Here is a 19,226-nt window from a genome sequence, read left to right on the forward strand (position 1 = left end):
AAAACTATTTCAAAATATTCCGTAATAGATAAGTATATACCCATCAGCCACAGACAGTATTTCAACAAAATTTGAAATCAGGAGCGTGGATATGGACACCAGTGCAGAGAAAAGGAGGAGAAAGTGACAGACCCCCTCACCGGATCCCTCATCCTGGGATGGACGACGCTTGCAGAATACCTCGCCGAGCATGTCCTCACCTGCCTCATCCCGGCGTTCTTCATCGCCGGAGGTATCGCCGCCTTCATCAAAAAAGAGGCGATCATGAGGTACTTCAGCCCTTATGCAAAGAAACCGGTCGCGTACGGAATCGCGTCCGTCTCAGGCACCGTCCTTGCCGTCTGCTCCTGTACTATCCTCCCGATCTTTGCAGGCCTCTTCAAGCGGGGGAGCGGGATTGGGCCTGCCATCACCTTCGTCTATGCAGGCCCGGCGATCAACATCCTGGCGGTCGTCTATACCGCCAAGGTACTCGGCTTTGATATTGGCCTTGCACGTGCTGTCTTTGCCATCATCCTGGCAATCGCAATCGGGCTGATCATGGCAGTACTCTTCCGATCAGATGATGAGGCGACGAAGAGGAAGATGGCAGCGATGCCACCAGCCCCTGCGAGCGATGATGAACGGCCCCGCTGGATCGTCCCGCTCTTCTTCATCCTTCTCATCGGCATCCTGATCGTCGGAACTGCGGCAATCGACTGGATGATCAAGTTTCCGATCCTCTATGCCCTCACCCTCGGGGTGGCATATCTCCTGATCTACCACTTCGAACGGGACGAGGTGACCGAGTGGGGATGGGAGACCTGGGATCTTACAAAGAAGATCGTTCCGATACTTCTCATTGGAACATTCGCCCTCGGGATGCTCGCCTTCTTCCTCCCACCGGAGACTTTTGCCCCGTACTTCGGAGAGAGCACCCTCCAGGCAAACCTCCTCGCCTCATTCGTCGGTACCATCCTGTATATGCCGACGCTCCTTGAGGTCCCGGTGATCGGAACGACATTCGGCTACACATCAGGGATGATGGCACAAGGGCCGGCACTGGCTCTCCTCCTCTCCGGACCGACCGTGAGTCTCCCGTCGCTCCTCGTCATCTCACGGATTATGGGGATGAAGAAGACCGTCGTCTATGCGGGTATCGTGATCATCTTCTCTGCCCTCGCCGGATTTGGCTACGGGCTGCTGGTGGGGTGAAGCAGATGGTAAAAATGAAAAAACCCTGCTCTCCCGCCGATGCACTCCGTCGGATCAGGCAGATTGATATCGGGGGTATCGGTGTCGGCCTTGTCCTGCTCGACGAGATCATCAACAAAGTCCTGATGATGAACCTCAAATCAGATGACCGAATCGCTGAAGAACTCATGAAACAGACAAAAATCTTTAACTACATTCCCCCATCAGCGGAGGAGGAGTACCGAACTGCCCTGATGAGAGAGTACAGACATAAGGTGAGACCATGAAGATAGAAGTCCTTGGAACCGGATGCATGAAATGCAGACGCCTTGCAAAGAATGTTGAAAAAGCCGTTGCCGAACTCGGGATCTCAGCCGATATCGTAAAAGTGGAGGAGATCACCGCCATCATGGAGCGGGATGTGATGCTGACACCCGCGTTAATCGTTGATGGGGAGCTGAAGATCTCGGGCAGGGTTGCGGATGTTGCCGAACTGAAGAAGATCCTTGGAGGTGCCTGATGACAGACCAGCCGGCCTGCAGATGCGGATGCACCGATGACCTCGCGATCAAACGAATCATCATCCCCTGCGCCGGGGTTGCCAATGTCGGTCAGATCACAAACAAGGCCGCAATTCAGCTGGTTGAAGAGGGATACGGCGGGGCCGCCTGTGTCGCCCTCCTTGCCACCGGATCTGAGGGGCTGAAGGCGAACCTTGCCACAACAGATGAGATCATCATCCTGGACGGATGCCCGGTCCGGTGTGCTCGTACAATCGCAGACAGACAGGGGATTGCCTGTCATCAGCATATCATCGTCACCGAATGCGGCATCCCGAAGGGAGGATCAAAGGAGTATACCGACGATGACGTGGAGACGATCGCCTCGGCAGCCTGGGAAGGCGCAGGGCGGAAAGCATGAGATCTCCATGAGGACGGAGGCTCTGGCTGCGGATACCTGAAACTGGAGGAGAGTATGGAGACCAGACAACTGAGCACCTTTGAAAAATACCTCACCCTCTGGGTGGGACTCTGTATCATCGGGGGGATTGCCCTTGGGAGGGTGGCACCCGGGATTGCCGTCACCCTTGATTCATTTTCTGTATACCAGATCTCGATCCCGATCGCCATCGCCCTCTTCTTCATGATGTACCCGATCATGGTTAAGATCGACTTTGGGGAGGTAATGAAGGCTGCAAAAACCCCAAAACCGGTTGCACTGACACTCTTTGTCAACTGGGCGATCAAGCCATTCACGATGTTTGTGATCGCCACCTTCTTCCTCGGGTATCTCTTTGTTGACTTCCTGCCGGGAACAGAGATCCTCCTGGATGGGAGTGAAGTCTATCTCTATCAGAGCTACATCGCCGGGTGTATCCTCCTTGGCATCGCCCCCTGTACCGCGATGGTATTGATGTGGGGATATCTTGCACGCGGAAATCAGGGCCTCACCCTTGTGATGGTGGCAATCAATTCGCTTCTGATGCTCTTCCTCTATGCTCCGCTCGGGGGTTTCCTCCTCGGGGTTGCCGCGATGCCGATTCCCTGGGAGACGATCCTCCTCTCGGTTGCCGTCTATGTCGCCCTCCCCCTTGCCGCCGGATACCTGACACGCCGGTGGATCCTGCAGGTGAAAGGAAAGGCATGGTTTGAGACGAAATTCCTCCATTATTTAACACCGGTTTCGATCATCGCCCTCCTCGGGACGCTCGTCCTTCTCTTCAGTTTCAAAGGGGATGTTATTGTCGAGAATCCTCTGACGATCCTCTGGATCGCAATCCCGCTGACGATACAGACAATCCTGATCTTTGTCATCACGTACTTCCTCCTCGCCCGGTATCTGAAACTCCCGTACGAAGATGCAGCACCTGCCGGGCTGATAGGGGCATCAAATCACTTTGAAGTGGCGATCGCAACCGCCGTCATCCTCTTTGGCCTCTCTTCAGGTGCGGCACTCGCAACCGTCGTCGGAGTGCTGATCGAGGTGCCGCTGATGCTGATGCTGGTGAAGATATGCTTACGAACACAGGGACTATTTGGGGGTGAACCCGTATGAAATTGGAAAAAATCCTTGTCCCGATTGAGATCCACGGTTCAGCAAAAGCAATGCTTCCGGCTGTGGAGGAGATTGCCAGAACAGGAGTGGACGATATCACCCTTCTGTACGTGATGAATATCAGGGATACCGGGGGCGATCCCGGCCTCCTTGAATATGATAAAGAGGTGATGAACACCTGGAAAGGACGGCTTTTTGCCTGTGGTATCCAGGATATAAAAACCGATGTGAAGAGCGGCATCCCCGGGATTGAGATCCTCGAGGTGGCAGAAGATGAAAACCCATCCCTCATTGTGATGGGATCACATGGCCGCAGCCTCATCCCGAGGATGCTCCTTGGCAGCCAGACCGATTATGTTCTCAGCCAGGCAACCCACCCGCTTCTCATTCTCCGGCTCTCTATCCTGAAGGAGGGGGATCCCACTGCCTGTACCCTCAGCACAAAGACGGTCTTTCAGAAGATCCTGTTTCTGACAGACTTCTCTGAAGACGCAGAGAAGTGTATCCCTTTTATCGAATGGATGAGTGCAGCAAAGCCGGAGTTCCTGATCATCATGCATGTGCAGGATACACGCCGCATCTGGTCAGCGACGAAGGAGGAGATCATCGCCTTCAATGAGAAGGATGCGGTACGGCTGGCAGAACTGAAGGAGCATTTCAGGAATCTCGCAATCACGCAGACCATCACCGAGATGGTGACCGGAAACGCCATTGACGAGATTTTCAGCGTCGCGGAATCATTCCGGCCAACTCTGATTGTGATGAGTGCAACCACCGGCCGGACAGAAACCAGAAAAACAAACCTTGGAGGGGTGGCAGAGGCAGTGGCCCATCATGCCGGATGCCACGCCCTCATCGTGAGGTGAATTATGAAGAAGATACTCTTTGTCTGTACACATAATGCCGGGCGATCCCAAATCGCCGAGGGATACATGAATGCCCACTATGGTGACCGCTATCAGGCCTTCTCTGCAGGGAGCGATCCAGCAGCGAGTATAAACCCATATGCAGTTTATACCATGGCTGAGATAGGGATCGATATCACCGCCCATCGCCCGAAACTGATTGACGACTTCGATGGCATCGAAATGGATCTCCTTGTCACCCTCTGTGACTCAGGTACCTGCCCGCTCTTCCCGTGGGCGAAGGAGACGATTCACCAGACCTTCGCGGACCCGGCACGGATAGACGGTACCGAGGAGGAGATCAGGGCAGGCATCAGGGAGATACGGGACGCCATCACAACCTGGATCGATGAGAGCTTCGGGAAATCATGAGCTATACCATCATCACCTGCTCAGGCATCTCACGTACCAGCAAACTCACGATCTAACTGGCAGGAAGCCCACGACTTCAGTCGTGGGTAGTTGACCACCCGCACAGCAGCTGTTCTCCTACAGAGATATGCAGGCGAAATCGACTGCTGCATCCCCGCAACACGGGAAGGCGAAGCAATCGATGAGGTACTCCGGCATACAGAAGAGCCCCTCATCCTTGACGGGTGCAGTGACTGCTGTGCACTGAAGAAGATTCACCATCTTCAGAGAAGGCCGGAACATCACATCATCGCCACAGAATGTGGAATTACAAAAAATGGGATGGAGAAACCGACATTTTCGGAAATAGAAGAACTTACTGCGATCATCTAAAAAAGAATCAAAAAAGGATGACCCCATCTATTGAAGATCTATCTACTTCACGATCATCACAGGGCAGGAGGCATGCTGTGCCACCTTCTGGCTGACACTTCCAAGCACCGCCCCTTTCAGAGAACCAAGCCCACGGCTCCCGATGACGATCAGATCAGCCCCAACCTTCTCAGCGGTTTTGATGATCTCAATAGCCGGGCCACCCATCCCGACCTCAAGTGTATAGGACACCCCTGCCTTTTCGATGAAATCAAGGATCATCCCTGCCATCGCACGTGCATCCTCTTCAAGCACAGCATGGACATCATAATTCGCCTTCACAATCCGTGACTGGTTCGGCGGTTCGGGGGCGATGCAGACAACGACAAGCGACGCCCCGTCAAGTGCAAGGACGAGATCAGAAGCTTGTGCTGCTGCACGCTTTGCATTCTCTGAACCGTCAATAGCAAGAAGTATCATCTGAATCATAGGGGCCCCCATCCGGTATCAGTGAACCGAAGAAAATTCACCGGCACATCTGTTTCAAAGAGAGCAACCCCTCACCATAAAAGAGTGTCGGAGCACCTTACGCACAAAGCAGACAGTACTTTATCGTATATCAATGGCGATATTTACTGCATCTGTAGCATAGCCTTATCCACTGGAAAAGACGGGTCATCATACCATACAAATAAAGAGGGCATACCGTGATTTTTAATATAAAAACAGATTTGAACGCGCTTAAAAAGGCGTGGTTCTCCAATATAAAGGGAGATACTCTCGCCGGCATGACGGTTGCCCTTGCTCTCATCCCTGAAGCGATTGCATTCTCCATCATCGCCGGGGTCGATCCTATGGTCGGTCTCTACGCCTCTTTCTGTATCGCCATCATCATTGCATTTGCCGGTGGAAGGCCGGGAATGATATCCGGTGCAACCGGTGCGATGGCTCTGGTGATGGTCGTACTCGTCCGTGATCACGGGCTCGAATATCTCCTTGCAGCGACCATCCTGGCAGGCACCCTGCAGCTTCTCCTCGGCTTCTTCAATATCGGACGATACATCAGGTTCATTCCGTACTCAGTCGTCCTTGGGTTCATCAACGCCCTCGCGATCCTGATCTTCATGGCGCAGCTCCCGTTCCTTGTCGGAGTCTCCCTCACAGTCTACATCCTCGTCGGAGTAACGATGGCCATTATCCTGCTCCTTCCCCGCCTGACGCGGGCAGTCCCACCTGCACTCGTTGCAATTGTTGTCGTGACTGCCGCCGCCATCGCATTGAAACTCGATCTTCTTACCGTCGGCGGAATGGGCGAGATCACCCGGGCACTCCCCATCTTCCATATCCCGGAGATCCCGCTCACACTGGAAACCCTGCTAATCATCCTCCCCTACTCAGTAACCCTCGTCATCGTCGGTCTCCTCGAGTCACTCCTCACCGCCTCGATCGTCGATGAGATGACCGATACCGAGAGCGACAAGGATCGTGAGATCAAGGGGCAGGGGCTTGCCAACACCATCACTGGTTTCTTCGGAGGGATGGCAGGATGTGCGATGATCGGCCAGTCCGTCATCAACGTCAAATCCGGAGGAACAGGGAGGCTCTCATCCCTCGTTGCAGGCCTTGTTTTGATCACCCTCATCATCGTCTTTGGAGATATCGTCTCACAGATACCGATGGCAGCTCTCGTCGGAGTCATGATCATCGTCGCTGCCAGTACCTTTGAATGGGACTCGATCAAAACCCTCCACAAGATTCCACGGGGGGATGCCGCAGTGATGCTCGTCACCGTGGCGATCGTCGTCTATACACATGATCTTGCAAAAGGAGTCATCGCCGGTATCCTCCTTGCAATCCTCATCTTTGCATGGAAGAGCTCGATCATCCATGCAACCTCCACCATCAGGAGCGATGGAGTGAAGATCTATACCATGAAAGGGCCGCTCTTCTTTGGAACGACACCAACATTCATGGACTTCTTCGACTACACAGGAGACCCTGAAAAGGTGGAGATCGACTTCCGGCAGTCCCATATATGGGATCAGTCCGGAGTTGAGGCGATCACAAAGGTGATCCACCGGTACCAGCAGCAGGGGAAGTCTGTCTATGTAACAGGACTCAACTCGGAGAGCCAGGAGACCCTGGACCGGAGCTACTCCTGAGTACCACCATACCCCAAACAACCATATCACTTGATGATGCAGAAGAACAAAAATCAGTGAACATCTATGGACGAAATTCATATCGCCGGATGGGAGACCAGATTCTGGGCATGGCTCATTGACATCATCCTTATCTCCGTGAGCATGGGCCTGATCGATCAACTCATCTCTTCCATCACGGGATGGAGCCCGGTCACAGGACTCTCATTCTCCGGAGGTTCGTTCTGGTTCATCACATCATTCTGGTCAAGTAGCGTCCTGCTCTTCTTCTACTGGACCATTCTGGAAGGAACAGGCGGCCAGTCCGTCGGGAAGATGGTGATGAACCTTAAGATGACAGGGAGAAGAGGGGAGTCCCCGGGCATCCCCAGAGCCGCAGTCTCAGCATTCGGCAAGGCATTCATCCTCCCCCTCGACTGCCTCATCGGATGGTTTGGGATGCCGGGGACCGGCCTCCGCCTCACAAACAGGATCTCAGAGACGATTGTGATCCGATCTGATTATCCGGAGCCGGAAGGTGTGACGTACATCCGGAAGGACGACTGATTGATGAGGATGGATGACGAACCCGATCATCATGCAGGTGCGCACCATCACCTACTCACGGAACGTCTTCCTCCCGTTAACGACGGTCTGCCATAATATCTGCGGATACTGCTCATACCGGACACCTGTGCGGGAAGGATGCATTATGGAGCCGGATGCGGTCCGCGAGAGCCTCCGGATCGGCGCCACGGCGGGCTGCACCGAGGCACTCTTCACCTTCGGGGAGCGGCCCGGAGAGGTGGAGGGATTCACCCCCCTCCTCCGGCGGTTCGGCTATGACGACATCCTCGACTACTGTTATGATCTCTCAAAGGAGGCCATCGAAGCTGGCCTTCTTCCCCACACAAATGCAGGAATCCTGACCTCCGAAGAACTTGAGCGGTTCAGGACCGTCAATGCAAGCATGGGCCTGATGCTTGAGACGACCGCACGGATCCCCGCGCACAGAGAGTCGCCAGGAAAAGATCCCGACGTCAGAATTGCGATGATCGAGGATGCCGGGCGGCTGAAGATACCCTTTACAACCGGGCTCCTCATCGGGATCGGCGAGACAGAGGAGGACAGGATTGAATCACTCGAAACAATTGCCGGGATTCACCGGAGATACCACCATATCCAGGAGGTGATCATCCAGAACTTCTGCCCAAAGCCGGAGACCCCGATGGGGAAGGACGGCACCGTCGGCAGAGAGGAGTTTGGAGAGACGATCAGGCTGGCACGCGCGATCCTCCCTGAGGATGTCGCGGTACAGATCCCACCAAACCTCGCTGATGCAGAGGAGTTCATCGGATACGGTGTCAATGACCTCGGCGGTGTCTCCCCGGTGACCGTCGATTACATCAATCCTGAGCATCCATGGCCGGAACTTGAGCGGCTGCGCGAGATCACACAAGGATACAGGCTTGTGGAGCGGCTCTGCATCTATCCGCAGTACATCCGGAAGGGGTGGTTTGATCCCGCACTCACACCACTTATCATGGATCTCGACAAACAGATACAGGAGCGAAATCCATGACGCAGGGTGAACTTCTCTATAGTGGTAAAGCCAAGACCATCTACCTCTCAGACAAGCCAGATGAACTCATCGTCTCCTTCCGTGATGATATTACGGCATTTGACGGAGGAAAGAAGGATCAGCTTGAGGGGAAAGGCGCCTCAAATGCTGATGTATCAGCGTTTCTCTTCCAGCTCCTTGAGAAGGGCGGTGTGCCAACCCACTTTATCAGGATGGAAGATCCGATCACGATGCGGGTAAAACGGCTCTCGATGATCCCCCTTGAGGTGATCGTCAGGAACCGTGCCGCAGGATCGATCGTTCGGCGATACCCCTTCATTGAAGGGCATATCTTTGAGAAACCCATCATTGCCATCGATTATAAAGACGATTCACGGAATGATCCGATGGTCAATGACGATATCATCATCGCCCTTGGTCTGATGACCCAGGAGGAGATCCAGACGGTGAGGGCAGAGGCACTCCGGATCAACGAGGTTCTCAAAAATTTCTTTGACAGTATCGGTATCGACCTCGTCGACTTCAAGGTCGAGTTTGGCAGATATAATGACCAGATTCTGCTCGGAGACGAGATCAGCATGGACTCGATGCGGCTCTGGGAGAAGGGGACGCAGACATCCCTTGACAAGGATGTCTACCGGTTCGGGAAAGGAGATGTCATGGAAGCCTATCGGGCAGTCACCGGAAGGATCACCGGGAGCGGAAAACTATGAAGGTTGATCTCATCATCACCATCAGCTTAAAAGAAGGGATGCTCAATCCCGAGGCAGGAGCGATCCAGCGTGCAATTGCACACCTTGGGTATGCAACAGACCAGGTGAAGACTTCCGACCAGTTCAGAATCACCCTCGATGCGGAGGATAAGGAGAAGGCAGAGGGTATCGCGCGGGATATCTGTGACCGGCTCCTTGCAAATCCGGTGATTCACCGCTACGATATCGAGGTCCTCTGATGCGGGCAGCGGTTATTCAGTTCGGGGGGAGTAACTGCGACCGGGATGTTGCGTACGTCATCACTGATGTCTGCGGTGCCGACTGCGATCTCATCTGGTACAAAGACGGGATCAACAGGGAGTATGATGCGATCATCCTTCCCGGCGGCTTCAGCTATGGTGACTATCTCAGGGCAGGAGCGATCGCCGCCCGGACCCCCATTATGGCAGATGTCATCAGGGCAGCAGAAAAAGGAACGCTTGTTCTTGGAATCTGTAATGGTGCGCAGATAGCAGCAGAGAGCAGACTGGTACCCGGTGTCTTCACCATCAATGCCTACCCGAAGTTCATCTGCGAGCCCGCATATCTGAGGGTGGAAAACATCACCTCCCCGTTCACCAGGCTCTACAAGGAAGGAGAGGTCATCAGCATCCCAATCGCGCATAAGGAAGGGCGCTATATCATCCCGGTTGCAGATCTCCAGCGCCTTGAGGCAGAGAAGAGGGTGGCCTTCCGGTTCTGTGACCAGAACGGAGTTGTCAATGATGCCGCCAATCCAAACGGATCAACCGGAAATATCACGGGCCTCCTCTCAGAAAAGGAGAACGTCCTTGTGATGATGCCCCATCCCGAACGGGCATCTGAGGAGATACTCGGATCGACTGACGGGAAGAAGATCTTCGATTCGATGATCGCATATACCGAAGAGTCATAAGGAGGCGCGCTATGGATGAACTTGAGGCGGCACGGCTGATCAGGGACTGGGCGAAGCGGTACGCCGAAAAGAACGGATGGAGGCTTAATCCGGACGCAAAGCAGCTCGATGCCGTCATCCGCGGCCTTGCCAGAAAGATGGTCCAGCATGGTGAGCGGTACTGCCCGTGCCGGATTATGACCCGGGATCCTGACGTTGATGCAAAGATCATCTGCCCCTGCATCTACCATACGGATGAGATCAGGGACGATGGCCACTGCCACTGCAACCTCTTCTTCAGGGAGTAGCCGGGAACCAAATTTTTTTATTCAAGAAGCGATCATCATCCCCTATGCAGAAGAAGCGTGCCGAGATCCTCTCCTGGGCACAACAATATGCCGAAGAGAACGGATGGGTCCTCAATCCGGATACGGTCCAGCTCGATGCGGTGATACGGGGTCTCGTCCGGAACCAGATGAGGAAGGGCGAGCGGTACTGCCCATGCCGGATAATGACCGGTGAGCCGGAGGCAGACACAGCCATCATCTGCCCATGCAGGTATCACACCGATGAGATCGCCTCAGACGGACACTGCCACTGTAATCTCTTCTTCAATGAGAGCTGAGAGCACGTCAGCGCCGCCGGTGAAGTGAGGTCCGTGCCATCCGTATCACACGGAAGAGGATATAGATCCCGACGATCACAGCAATAGCATACCCGGTAAAGGCGATATAGCCGCAATACTGGATCGTCGTTCCGGAGGCGATAATAAGAAGGGATGAACCGATAACGACCGATGATATCAGGAGGGTGATCATCATCCGGTCGGTTGATCGATCGATCGTCTCCTGAAGCCTCCTGATATCATCGGCGACGATATCAACACGGATCTTCCCTTCACCAACCCGTCTTAATGCAAGATTCACCTGATCAGGAATCCTCAGGAGTGCCTGTAACGAGGTTATCCCTGTTCTGAACTCTTTCTTTATCGCCTCCGAAGAGAAGTACTGCTCATGCATCATATCTTCGAGATATGGCCGCACTCTCCGGTTGAATACAAAAGAGGGATCAAGCAGGAGTGCGATCTCCGTGACCATCCCAAGTACCTTCATCAGTCGCATAAATTCCCCGGGAACCCGGACCTGGTACTTTCTCAGCATCTCTGAGAGCTCAATGATCACCTTTGAGAAGTCATACTGGCCCACTTCATAATCCGAATAATCCATCAGGAGGAGATAGAGATCATCACGGAAGAGCTCCTTTTCTTCATCAGGGATGGAGAATCCGAGATCAGAGAACGCCGCAAGAGCGATATCAACATCAGCGGTAACCAGGCCATGGACGAGCCGGATAAATACCTCCCGTCGATCCGGACGGAGCAGCATACAGATACCAAAGTCGAGGAATGCCATATCCCCGTTCTCCATGACAAGGAGGTTGCCGGGATGCGGATCGCCATGGAAGAAACCATCCACCATGATCTGTTTGAGATAGGCCGCAAACCCCTTCTCGGAGATATCCTTTGGATCAAGCCCCATACGCCTGATCGACTCGGCATCATCGATCCGGACGCCCTCGATGTACTCCATCGTCAGAACCCGCCGGGAGCTCACCTCCCAGAAGATCTTCGGGACCCGGATGCCTTTGATCGGGGACATATTATTCCTGATCCTCTCGGCATTCTTTCCGTCACGGGTAAAATCAAGCTCTTTTCTGATCTGAACCGAAAAATCACGGACAATACCGGTCGGGTTGAAGACCCGGAGATCCGGGAAGACGCGCTCAATCCGCTCTGCAAGTGATGTGAGGATGAGAAGATCGGTCTCGATCACCTCTCCGATATCCGGACGCTGAATCTTGACAGCAACAACCGTGCCATCATGAAGGAGCCCGCGATGCACCTGGGAGAGGGAGGCAGCGGCGACAGGAAGGGGATCGATATACTCAAACCTTTCTTCCCATCCGGGGAGGCTCTCGTCAAGGACCTCCCGGATCTCAGAGAAGAGGAGCGGCGGGACCTGATCCTGGAGCCGGAGGAGTTCGGTGATCATCTCCGGCGGGAAGAGTTCCCGCCGGGTACTCATGATCTGGCCAAACTTGATATAGGTCGGTCCGAGATCTTCAATCGCCCGCCGGATCCGTTCATAGACGGAGTACCCTTCCTCTCTCCCATCAGCTCCCCTGGAGAGGAGACGATGGGGAAGGCCGGGGAAGAGCTCGCCGACAGCGATCCCAAAACCATGCTTCACAAGGATATCAGCAATCTGGCCGTACCGTCTCATTCCTGTAAACATCGGATCAATGACGAATGATCCCATGAGGTAAAAGAGGTTGTGGAGGGATCATACCGCCCGGACTCCCCCCTTCGGAATCGCAAGGGAGAGGAGGGCCGCGATGATGAGGGGGATCGTCAGGGCGACAAGGGCGGTGGAGAGTGTCAGGTAATCAGCGATGATGCCAACGACAGAGACACCAAGGCCGCCTGCTCCGATGGAGAAGCCGATGAGGAGGCCGGATGCCAGCCCGACGCGGCCGGGGAGGTACTCCTGCGCCATCGTCACCGTCACCGAGAAGGTTGACCAGGTGAGGTAGCCGACTGCCACCATCAGGAGCAGGGCCACCCACCCGCTCGTCATGAAGAAAAGGACGTACGGAATTATGCAGGCGAAGAGACCGATGATCGTCACCTCACGCCGTCCGTACCGGTCCGAGAGAATGCCGCCTGATATCTGCCCCACCACCCCGGCAAGGAGCATCAGGGTGAGCATCAGGTTTCCAAAGACGAGCGAGTAGCCTTCTGTTGCGATAAGGTATGCCGGGAAGAAGGCAACCGACGCCATGATGACCCATGACCGGAGTGCCGCGATGGTGACGATCAGGCTGACCGGACGGTACGCTATCGGAACAGCCTCCATCTTCTCCGGCACCTTCGCATCCGGGGGATCCTCCCGCCTCGTCATCATAAAGAGGTACCCCGCCATCAGGATGCCGGGGATAGCCATCAGGGTAAGCGCGGGCAGACCGCCAAAAGCGATCAGGATACCAACGATCACCGGACCTATCGCAAAGCCGAGGTTTCCTCCGGTCACAAAGAATGAGGTGAGAGCGCCCCGGTTATGATCTGAGGTATGTCCATGCACCTGAAGGAGGGCGGACGGGTGGAAGAGGGCGTGAGCTATCCCTCCACCGGCTGCAAAGAGGAGGAGGAGATAGTAGTTCTGGACAATACCATAGAGGCTGATACAGATGCTGCTCGTCAGGATACAGAGCCAGATCGGAGCTGACCAGCCGGAGCGATCCGAGAGCCAGCCGACAAACGGCTGGAAGAGCGAGGAGGTGATCTGAAAGACGCTCACCAGGAGGCCCGCAAGGAAGTACCCGATCCCCGGATACAGAACGAGCAGGGGGATGAGCGCCGGGATCACCGGGCTGTAGAGATCGATGACGATATGCCCTGCTGTATAGCCTGTGATCGGCTTTGGAATTTTGAACATTCAGATACGCCTCATACACACTATCTCGACAGGTATCTCAAGGATGTCGCGTCGATGGAATGAAAACGTGCGCGGTATCGGAAATGCAGCGGAGACGACTCCGGAGATCTCAGCCCGCCCCTCGATATACGGAGCGAGGAAACGGAGTGTCCCTGCATTGAAGATCCCATAGACGACAGGGGCGATACGTAATGCCGTATCGATGAACGGCCGGTCGGCATGGGCTTTCTGAGCCCCGAACGGGGGGTTCATCACGACCGTATCAAACGATCCCGTCACCTCTGTTATGTCTGCTTCAATGAAGGTGCAATCGACGGAGAGGGAGGCGGCATTCTCCTCTGCAACCTCGAGAAGTCTTCTTTCCTTCTCATATCCGGTAACATGGTCAGCACCAAGGAGGGCCGCACCAATTGCAAGAATACCTGTTCCCGATCCGAGATCACAGACCGATGCACCGTCAATATCCCCGGCAAGATAGGCATCAAAGAGGAGTCGGGCAGCGACCGTCGCCGGCGTCTGGTACTGCTCCTTCCCCGGATCGGGATCCGGGATAGCAGCAACCTGCTGCAGTTTCATCTCAAGTGTCCGGAGCTTCATGCAATTATCTCATCTATCATGTAGTCATCCCACTCACGTCTGCCGCAGAGGATCTCAAACTCAGGCGGGGAGAGGACCGGAACCGAAAACCGGATCTGGTCATCCAGTGCGAGACGTGGGCAAGCAGTATTCACATAACAGGGGAACCCGAGATTGATCAGCTGATCCCCGGTCACTTCACGGAGAAGAACGATCTCGGCCCGGGGATGGAGGCTGGCAAGTGCTTCTGCCAGGCGCATCCTCTCCTGGCCGGACTTCTGCGAGACGATGATCCCAAACCGATCTGCTGATCGTGCCTTCTCGATGACGGCGAACCGCCGTCGGAGGAGCCGTTCGGTCACGACAGCACTGGCATCACCGGTGAAGGGATCCAGCACAATCACCCGTCTGCCGGTCGCTATTGCTGATCCTATCGGGTGAAAGACGCCGGTCCCGAAGTAGACGAGTTCCTCAGCTCCTGTTTCCCGTGCCGCAGCATAGGTGCAGCCGAGTACCTGGCCGGGGAGGGGAGTCCGTGGTGACGGGGCGGCGATGACAGGGTGGAACCCATGCCTCCGAAGCTCGTCTGCGAGACGGGGGAGGGATGGCGCATGTTGCACCGTCGATATGAGACCGACAGCAGGCCCTTTCAGGAGCGGGATGAGGCGGTCGAGCGGGGGGATCTCCGTCTCCATGCAGACGGGCTCAAAGAGGATACGGGGATCATCCCCAAGAGGGGTGTGACCAAGATGGATGAGGAGATCTGCCCATTCCAGTGCATCGACCGCTGTGTCACAGGCTCCGTAACAGGGATCGCCAGAGATGACGACCGAGAAGCCCTCCCTCCTGAGTTCTTCAGCAAGGTCCGGGAGGCGTCTTTTCAGCCCCTCCGGTGCCTGGAGGGCGAGACGCTGCGCCCCTCGCATCTTCGCCTTCCTGATGATCTCAGAAGTAGGAATCAAGGACATGAACGCCTTCTGAATCGACATCGATGGTGACAAGGGATTTATACGGCCTTCCAATATCCGGGCTGCCCCGGTTGATGACAAAACAGAGATCAGCGATCTCCGCACCGGTCGATTCTATAGCAGGGAGGAGGGCGCGGATCGTCCCCCCGGTACTGATGACATCATCGATGAAGGCAATCCGGTCACCATCAAAGACACTGTTGAGATAGAGTGTTCCTTTTGAGTACCCGGTCGTCTGGCCGATGATCACCTCGCCGGGGAGTTTGTACTCCCGCTTCCTGACGATGGTATAGGGAATATCGGTCATCAGCGAGAGGACGGTGCCGATATGGATCCCCATCGCCTCGGTGACGACGATCTTATTGACATCCTTCAGATCGAGCGCCTTGAAGAGCGAGCAGGCGACATCCCTCAGGAGCGCAGGCTCAACCAATGGAACGCCATCGGTGATCGGGTGGATAAAGTAGTTATATTCCCCCCGTTGCACAATCGGGCAGGACTGAAACGATCTTCTGAGTTCTTCAAGCATGTATTTCACCGATTGTAGAAAGGAATGATTCAACGACATCGCAAGTGACATGCGGCATCAGGACGATCCGCATATGCCCCTGCCGTGTCCGTGAAATCCGCCATCCCTCAGGCGTGAGGGGGCAGTCGAAGGTGGCGACATTCACATCCGGGGTGACGATACGGGGGTAGCCAAATGCCTCCATGCCCGCAATGAGGCGGCGTGTATTCTCCATGCAGCCGGAGACGATGGCAGAGAGGCCCTCCCGGCCGAGGTACTGCAGGACCGCATAGGCACCGGCGACCGGTGCGCCGGGACGGGTTCCCGCAAGCGTGCACTCCTTCTTCACAGAGAGATAGGGTGTATCGACGTTGAGACAGCCAAACGCACCGGGGTCGCGAAGGAGCAGGGCACCGCAGGGGATGGTGCTCATCCCCATCTTATGGGGATCGACAGAGATGCCCGATACCCCCGGGATGGTGAAATCCCAGGGAGGAATACCCTCAAGAAACGGGGCGACAAGACCCCCGAAGGCGGCATCGACATGGAAGAAGATTTCGTTCTCCCCGGCAACAGCCGCGATCTCCCTGATGGGATCGATCATCCCGTACTCGGTCGTCCCGACGATCCCGACTATGGCAACCGTATTCGTATCAACAGCTTCTGCGACGGTATCGGGATCCATCCGGTAGGTTGCATCAAGAGGGACCGACCGCATCTCAAGTCCGAGCATGTCACATGCCTTATCAAAGGAGAAGTGGGCCGATGCCGGAATGATGACATTTGGCCGGGCAACAGGCTTCTGCTTCTTGGCGATCCTGAGCGCCTGGATGTTTGATTCCGTTCCACCCGATGTTGCATATCCTCCGGCATCCGGGTGGTGGAGGAGAGAGCCAAGCATCCGGATCAGCTCATCCTCAAGCCCCATCGTTCCGGGGAAGAGCCCGGGATCACCAAGATTCGTCTCGATAAAGAGCATATGCGCCCGAACCGCCACCGGATGCGGCGGGGTGCACATGGATGAGAGGATCCGATCGTACGACAGGTCATTACTCCTGACAGACGAAAGAAATGAGAAGAGTTCCTTCTCAGAAGAGCCGTTCTCCTTCATTGGAACCTTTTGAATATGCCATGTTCAGGATCATCCTCTGTTCGGTCCTGGCGGCAGCCTCGCGGATCTTGGCAATTGCATCGATATTTGCCGATACGCTGAGGATGCCATGCTCAACAAGCCAGGAGACCATCTTCGGATCGGATCCCGCCTGGCCGCAGATCGAGCATTCGACACCAGCCGCCCGGCATCTGCCGATAGCATAGTCGATAAGTTTCAGGACTGCCGGATGGGTCGGCTCATACATTGAGGCGACATGCTCGTTGTTCCTGTCAACGGCGAGGGTATACTGGATGAGATCATTCGTCCCGAATGAGGCGAATTTGATCCCGGCTTTGATGAAGTCATCGATCATGATGGCTGAAGAGGGGACCTCAACCATGATACCGAGGGTGACAACATCCACATCGACGCCCCAGTCCCGAAGGAGGGCTTTTGCCTGGATGAACTCGCGTGGGTGGCTGACGAGCGGGAACATCAGGCCCAGGTTCTCATAGCCTTCCTTCCAGAGGCGTTTAAATGCCTCAATCTGGAGGCGGAACTGCTCCGGTGTCGATAAATCACGCCGAATGCCACGCCATCCGAGCATCGGGTTGTGTTCGACAGGCTCATCCTCGCCACCCTCCATATTCCGGAACTCATCTGTCGGGGCATCAAGTGTCCTCACCCAGACAGGTTTTCCCGGGAAGGCATCGAGGATGATCTTAATACCATCATAGAGCTCGCTGATGAACTCGTCTTCCTTCTGATGTGTGATGAACCATTGCGGGGTCTTGTTCATCCCGAGGATCAGGTGTTCGATCCTGAGGAGGCCGACGCCATCTGCTCCGGTTGCCGCAGCACGCTGTGCTGCTTCAGGGAGGGAGACGTTCACCTTGATGAGGGTCGAGGTGATGAGGGGCGCAGCAGCAGTCTGTGCGCTGGCGGCTGGGGTCTCTTCTGCAGCCTTCACCTCACCTTCATAGATGATGCCCCGATCCCCGTCGATGGTGACGATCTGGCCATCTTTCAGGAGCGATGTCGCCTTCTTCGTCCCGACGACCGCGGGAGTGCCAAGCTCTCTTGAGACAATGGCGGCATGGCAGGTCATACCACCCTCATCGGTGATGATCCCGCTGACCCTGCGCATCGCAGGGACCATGTCGGGATTGGTCATCTTCGCAACGAGGATATCGCCTTCCTTCACCGACCCCTGATCCTTGATATGTTTAATGATCGCAACACGCCCGGTCGCAATACCGGGTGAGGCGCCCTGACCTTCGAGGATGATGGAACCGGATCCCGTAAAAGACTCTTTCGGCTTTCCTCCGGTCTGCGCTTTGATCGTTGTGACCGGACGGGACTGAAGAATATAGAGATCATCGCCGACGATCCCCCACTCGATATCCTGGGGTGTGTCATAGTGATCCTCAGAGAGTTTTCCAAGAGCAGCAAGCCGTCCGATCTCAGCTTCCGAGAGGACGACCGCGTTCTTTCTCTCATCAGGAACGGCAACCTCTATCGTTCCTTTTCTGCCATCCGGAATGATCTCGGTCTCCTTGCTGGCAATGATACGATCGACGACCCGCTGTTTCCTCTGATCAAAGACGTAGTTGTCAGGGGAGACCGAGCCGGAGACGACCGCCTCTCCAAGACCCCAGGACCCCTCGATGATCGTCAGCGGTTCACCCGTTACCGGGTGGGAGGTGAAGAGGACACCGGCCTTCTCAGAGAAGATGAGCTCCTGGACGACGACGGCGATATTGACGCTCCTGTCATCGAATCCCTGTTTTGAGCGGTAATAGACTGCACGCGCACCATAGAGCGATGCCCAGCACATCTGCACTGCCTCGATGACATCGTCGCCTCCCTGGATGTTGAGGAAGGTCTCCTGCTGTCCTGCAAAGCTTGCATCAGGCAGATCCTCGGCAGTTGCACTCGATCTGACTGCAACAACGGTATCTTTGCCGATACGATCATAGGCAGACCGTATCTCGGCGGCCATGCCATCAGGAATCGGAACGGACATGATGAGGTCCTTTGCTTTACTGGCAGCGGCCTCAAGTGCGGTGTTGTCATCGACATCCAGCCCTTCAAGGATCGAGTAGAGGGAATCCTCCAGTCCGGTATCTACAAGAAAACGGCGGAAAGCCTGTGCTGTCACGACATATGCCTGTGGTACAGGAAGGCCAATCGATGCCATCTCACCAAGGGAGGCACCCTTTCCTCCCACTGAGGGCAGATCGCCCTTCCTTATCTCCTCAAGCCAGAGAATGTTCGGCGCATCCTTCATATCAATCTCAGGTATGAATCAACCCGAGGATACATAAAACAGGGTGAAGAAATCCCGTCACCAGAAGCCGAAGAAAAACCATGATTACCTGC

Annotated in this window: 24 protein-coding genes; 16 read left to right on the plus strand and 8 right to left on the minus strand. The window is 55.2% G+C overall.

Going from position 1 to position 19,226, the window contains the following annotated elements; translation table 11 throughout:
• Positions 1-123: 123 nt before the first annotated feature.
• The 8 genes from J2T58_RS00460 (at position 124) to J2T58_RS00495 (ending at position 4,877) form a co-directional block, all read left to right on the plus strand.
• Entirely contained in the window at positions 124-1,194 is a 1,071-nt protein-coding gene (locus J2T58_RS00460) for a permease (RefSeq protein ID WP_253486585.1), read from the plus strand.
• 5 nt (positions 1,195-1,199) lie between these two features.
• Positions 1,200-1,460, plus strand: coding sequence for a hypothetical protein (locus J2T58_RS00465; RefSeq protein ID WP_253486586.1), 261 nt, complete (start codon positions 1,200-1,202; stop codon positions 1,458-1,460).
• On the plus strand, positions 1,457-1,693 hold the full coding sequence (locus J2T58_RS00470) for a thioredoxin family protein (protein WP_253486587.1): 237 nt from the start codon (positions 1,457-1,459) through the stop codon (positions 1,691-1,693). The genes J2T58_RS00465 and J2T58_RS00470 overlap by 4 nt, the downstream gene beginning before the upstream one ends.
• Positions 1,693-2,094, plus strand: a complete 402-nt coding sequence (locus J2T58_RS00475) for a putative zinc-binding protein (protein WP_253486589.1) — start codon at positions 1,693-1,695, stop codon at positions 2,092-2,094. The genes J2T58_RS00470 and J2T58_RS00475 overlap by 1 nt, the downstream gene beginning before the upstream one ends.
• A gap of 54 nt (positions 2,095-2,148) precedes the next feature.
• Entirely contained in the window at positions 2,149-3,228 is a 1,080-nt protein-coding gene (gene arsB / locus J2T58_RS00480) for an ACR3 family arsenite efflux transporter (RefSeq protein WP_253486591.1), read from the plus strand.
• Positions 3,225-4,094 (plus strand): universal stress protein, encoded by an 870-nt coding sequence (locus J2T58_RS00485; RefSeq protein ID WP_253486592.1) that lies wholly within the window; start codon positions 3,225-3,227, stop codon positions 4,092-4,094. Before arsB ends, J2T58_RS00485 begins: the two co-directional genes overlap by 4 nt.
• A 3-nt stretch (positions 4,095-4,097) precedes the next feature.
• Positions 4,098-4,505: an arsenate reductase ArsC gene (locus tag J2T58_RS00490; RefSeq protein ID WP_301287423.1), complete on the plus strand. Its 408-nt coding sequence runs from the start codon at positions 4,098-4,100 to the stop codon at positions 4,503-4,505.
• Between the two features lie 90 nt (positions 4,506-4,595).
• Positions 4,596-4,877 (plus strand): putative zinc-binding protein, encoded by a 282-nt coding sequence (locus J2T58_RS00495; protein WP_253486593.1) that lies wholly within the window; start codon positions 4,596-4,598, stop codon positions 4,875-4,877.
• 42 nt (positions 4,878-4,919) lie between these two features.
• Here J2T58_RS00495 and J2T58_RS00500 read toward each other — a convergent pair whose 3' ends face one another.
• Positions 4,920-5,345 (minus strand): universal stress protein, encoded by a 426-nt coding sequence (locus J2T58_RS00500; protein ID WP_253486594.1) that lies wholly within the window; start codon positions 5,343-5,345, stop codon positions 4,920-4,922.
• Between the two features lie 218 nt (positions 5,346-5,563).
• Between J2T58_RS00500 and J2T58_RS00505 the strand changes: the two genes are divergently transcribed.
• The 8 genes from J2T58_RS00505 (at position 5,564) to J2T58_RS00540 (ending at position 10,830) form a co-directional block, all read left to right on the plus strand.
• Positions 5,564-7,018 carry a SulP family inorganic anion transporter gene (locus tag J2T58_RS00505; protein ID WP_366518423.1) on the plus strand — a complete coding sequence of 485 codons (1,455 nt, stop codon included), beginning with the start codon at positions 5,564-5,566 and terminating at the stop codon, positions 7,016-7,018.
• A gap of 66 nt (positions 7,019-7,084) precedes the next feature.
• Positions 7,085-7,564 (plus strand): RDD family protein, encoded by a 480-nt coding sequence (locus tag J2T58_RS00510; RefSeq protein WP_253486596.1) that lies wholly within the window; start codon positions 7,085-7,087, stop codon positions 7,562-7,564.
• A 31-nt stretch (positions 7,565-7,595) separates the two neighbouring features.
• Positions 7,596-8,579 (plus strand): 7,8-didemethyl-8-hydroxy-5-deazariboflavin synthase CofG, encoded by a 984-nt coding sequence (cofG, locus tag J2T58_RS00515; protein WP_253486918.1) that lies wholly within the window; start codon positions 7,596-7,598, stop codon positions 8,577-8,579.
• A complete protein-coding gene (gene purC / locus J2T58_RS00520; protein ID WP_253486597.1) occupies positions 8,576-9,292 on the plus strand; it encodes a phosphoribosylaminoimidazolesuccinocarboxamide synthase in 717 nt (238 codons plus the stop codon). The genes cofG and purC overlap by 4 nt, the downstream gene beginning before the upstream one ends.
• Complete coding sequence (gene purS / locus J2T58_RS00525; protein WP_253486599.1) at positions 9,289-9,531, plus strand: phosphoribosylformylglycinamidine synthase subunit PurS; 243 nt, start codon at positions 9,289-9,291, stop codon at positions 9,529-9,531. Before purC ends, purS begins: the two co-directional genes overlap by 4 nt.
• Complete coding sequence (gene purQ / locus J2T58_RS00530) at positions 9,531-10,226, plus strand: phosphoribosylformylglycinamidine synthase subunit PurQ (RefSeq protein WP_253486601.1); 696 nt, start codon at positions 9,531-9,533, stop codon at positions 10,224-10,226. Before purS ends, purQ begins: the two co-directional genes overlap by 1 nt.
• Before the next feature lie 11 nt (positions 10,227-10,237).
• Positions 10,238-10,513: a ferredoxin-thioredoxin reductase catalytic domain-containing protein gene (locus tag J2T58_RS00535; protein WP_253486602.1), complete on the plus strand. Its 276-nt coding sequence runs from the start codon at positions 10,238-10,240 to the stop codon at positions 10,511-10,513.
• 44 nt (positions 10,514-10,557) lie between these two features.
• Entirely contained in the window at positions 10,558-10,830 is a 273-nt protein-coding gene (locus J2T58_RS00540; RefSeq protein WP_253486603.1) for a ferredoxin-thioredoxin reductase catalytic domain-containing protein, read from the plus strand.
• A 7-nt stretch (positions 10,831-10,837) separates the two neighbouring features.
• Here J2T58_RS00540 and J2T58_RS00545 read toward each other — a convergent pair whose 3' ends face one another.
• Genes J2T58_RS00545 through ppsA form a run of 7 tightly spaced genes read right to left on the minus strand, consistent with a single transcriptional unit; the run spans position 10,838 to position 19,134 of the window.
• A complete protein-coding gene (locus J2T58_RS00545; RefSeq protein ID WP_253486604.1) occupies positions 10,838-12,523 on the minus strand; it encodes an ABC1 kinase family protein in 1,686 nt (561 codons plus the stop codon).
• Between the two features lie 24 nt (positions 12,524-12,547).
• Entirely contained in the window at positions 12,548-13,699 is a 1,152-nt protein-coding gene (locus tag J2T58_RS00550) for an MFS transporter (protein ID WP_253486605.1), read from the minus strand.
• Positions 13,700-14,296 (minus strand): METTL5 family protein, encoded by a 597-nt coding sequence (locus tag J2T58_RS00555; RefSeq protein ID WP_253486606.1) that lies wholly within the window; start codon positions 14,294-14,296, stop codon positions 13,700-13,702.
• Positions 14,293-15,243, minus strand: a complete 951-nt coding sequence (gene dph2, locus J2T58_RS00560) for a diphthamide biosynthesis enzyme Dph2 (RefSeq protein WP_253486608.1) — start codon at positions 15,241-15,243, stop codon at positions 14,293-14,295. Before dph2 ends, J2T58_RS00555 begins: the two co-directional genes overlap by 4 nt.
• Entirely contained in the window at positions 15,221-15,772 is a 552-nt protein-coding gene (gene hpt, locus J2T58_RS00565) for a hypoxanthine/guanine phosphoribosyltransferase (protein WP_253486610.1), read from the minus strand. The genes dph2 and hpt overlap by 23 nt, the downstream gene beginning before the upstream one ends.
• The gene (gene mfnA, locus J2T58_RS00570) at positions 15,765-16,862 is read right to left on the minus strand and encodes a tyrosine decarboxylase MfnA (protein WP_253486612.1); all 1,098 of its coding nucleotides are present in this window, start codon (positions 16,860-16,862) and stop codon (positions 15,765-15,767) included. Before mfnA ends, hpt begins: the two co-directional genes overlap by 8 nt.
• Positions 16,840-19,134: a phosphoenolpyruvate synthase gene (ppsA, locus tag J2T58_RS00575; protein WP_253486614.1), complete on the minus strand. Its 2,295-nt coding sequence runs from the start codon at positions 19,132-19,134 to the stop codon at positions 16,840-16,842. The genes mfnA and ppsA overlap by 23 nt, the downstream gene beginning before the upstream one ends.
• Between the last annotated feature and the right edge of the window lie 92 nt (positions 19,135-19,226).

It is taken from the genome of Methanocalculus alkaliphilus, from assembly GCF_024170505.1.
GTDB classification, from domain to species: Archaea; Halobacteriota; Methanomicrobia; order Methanomicrobiales; family Methanocorpusculaceae; genus Methanocalculus; species Methanocalculus alkaliphilus.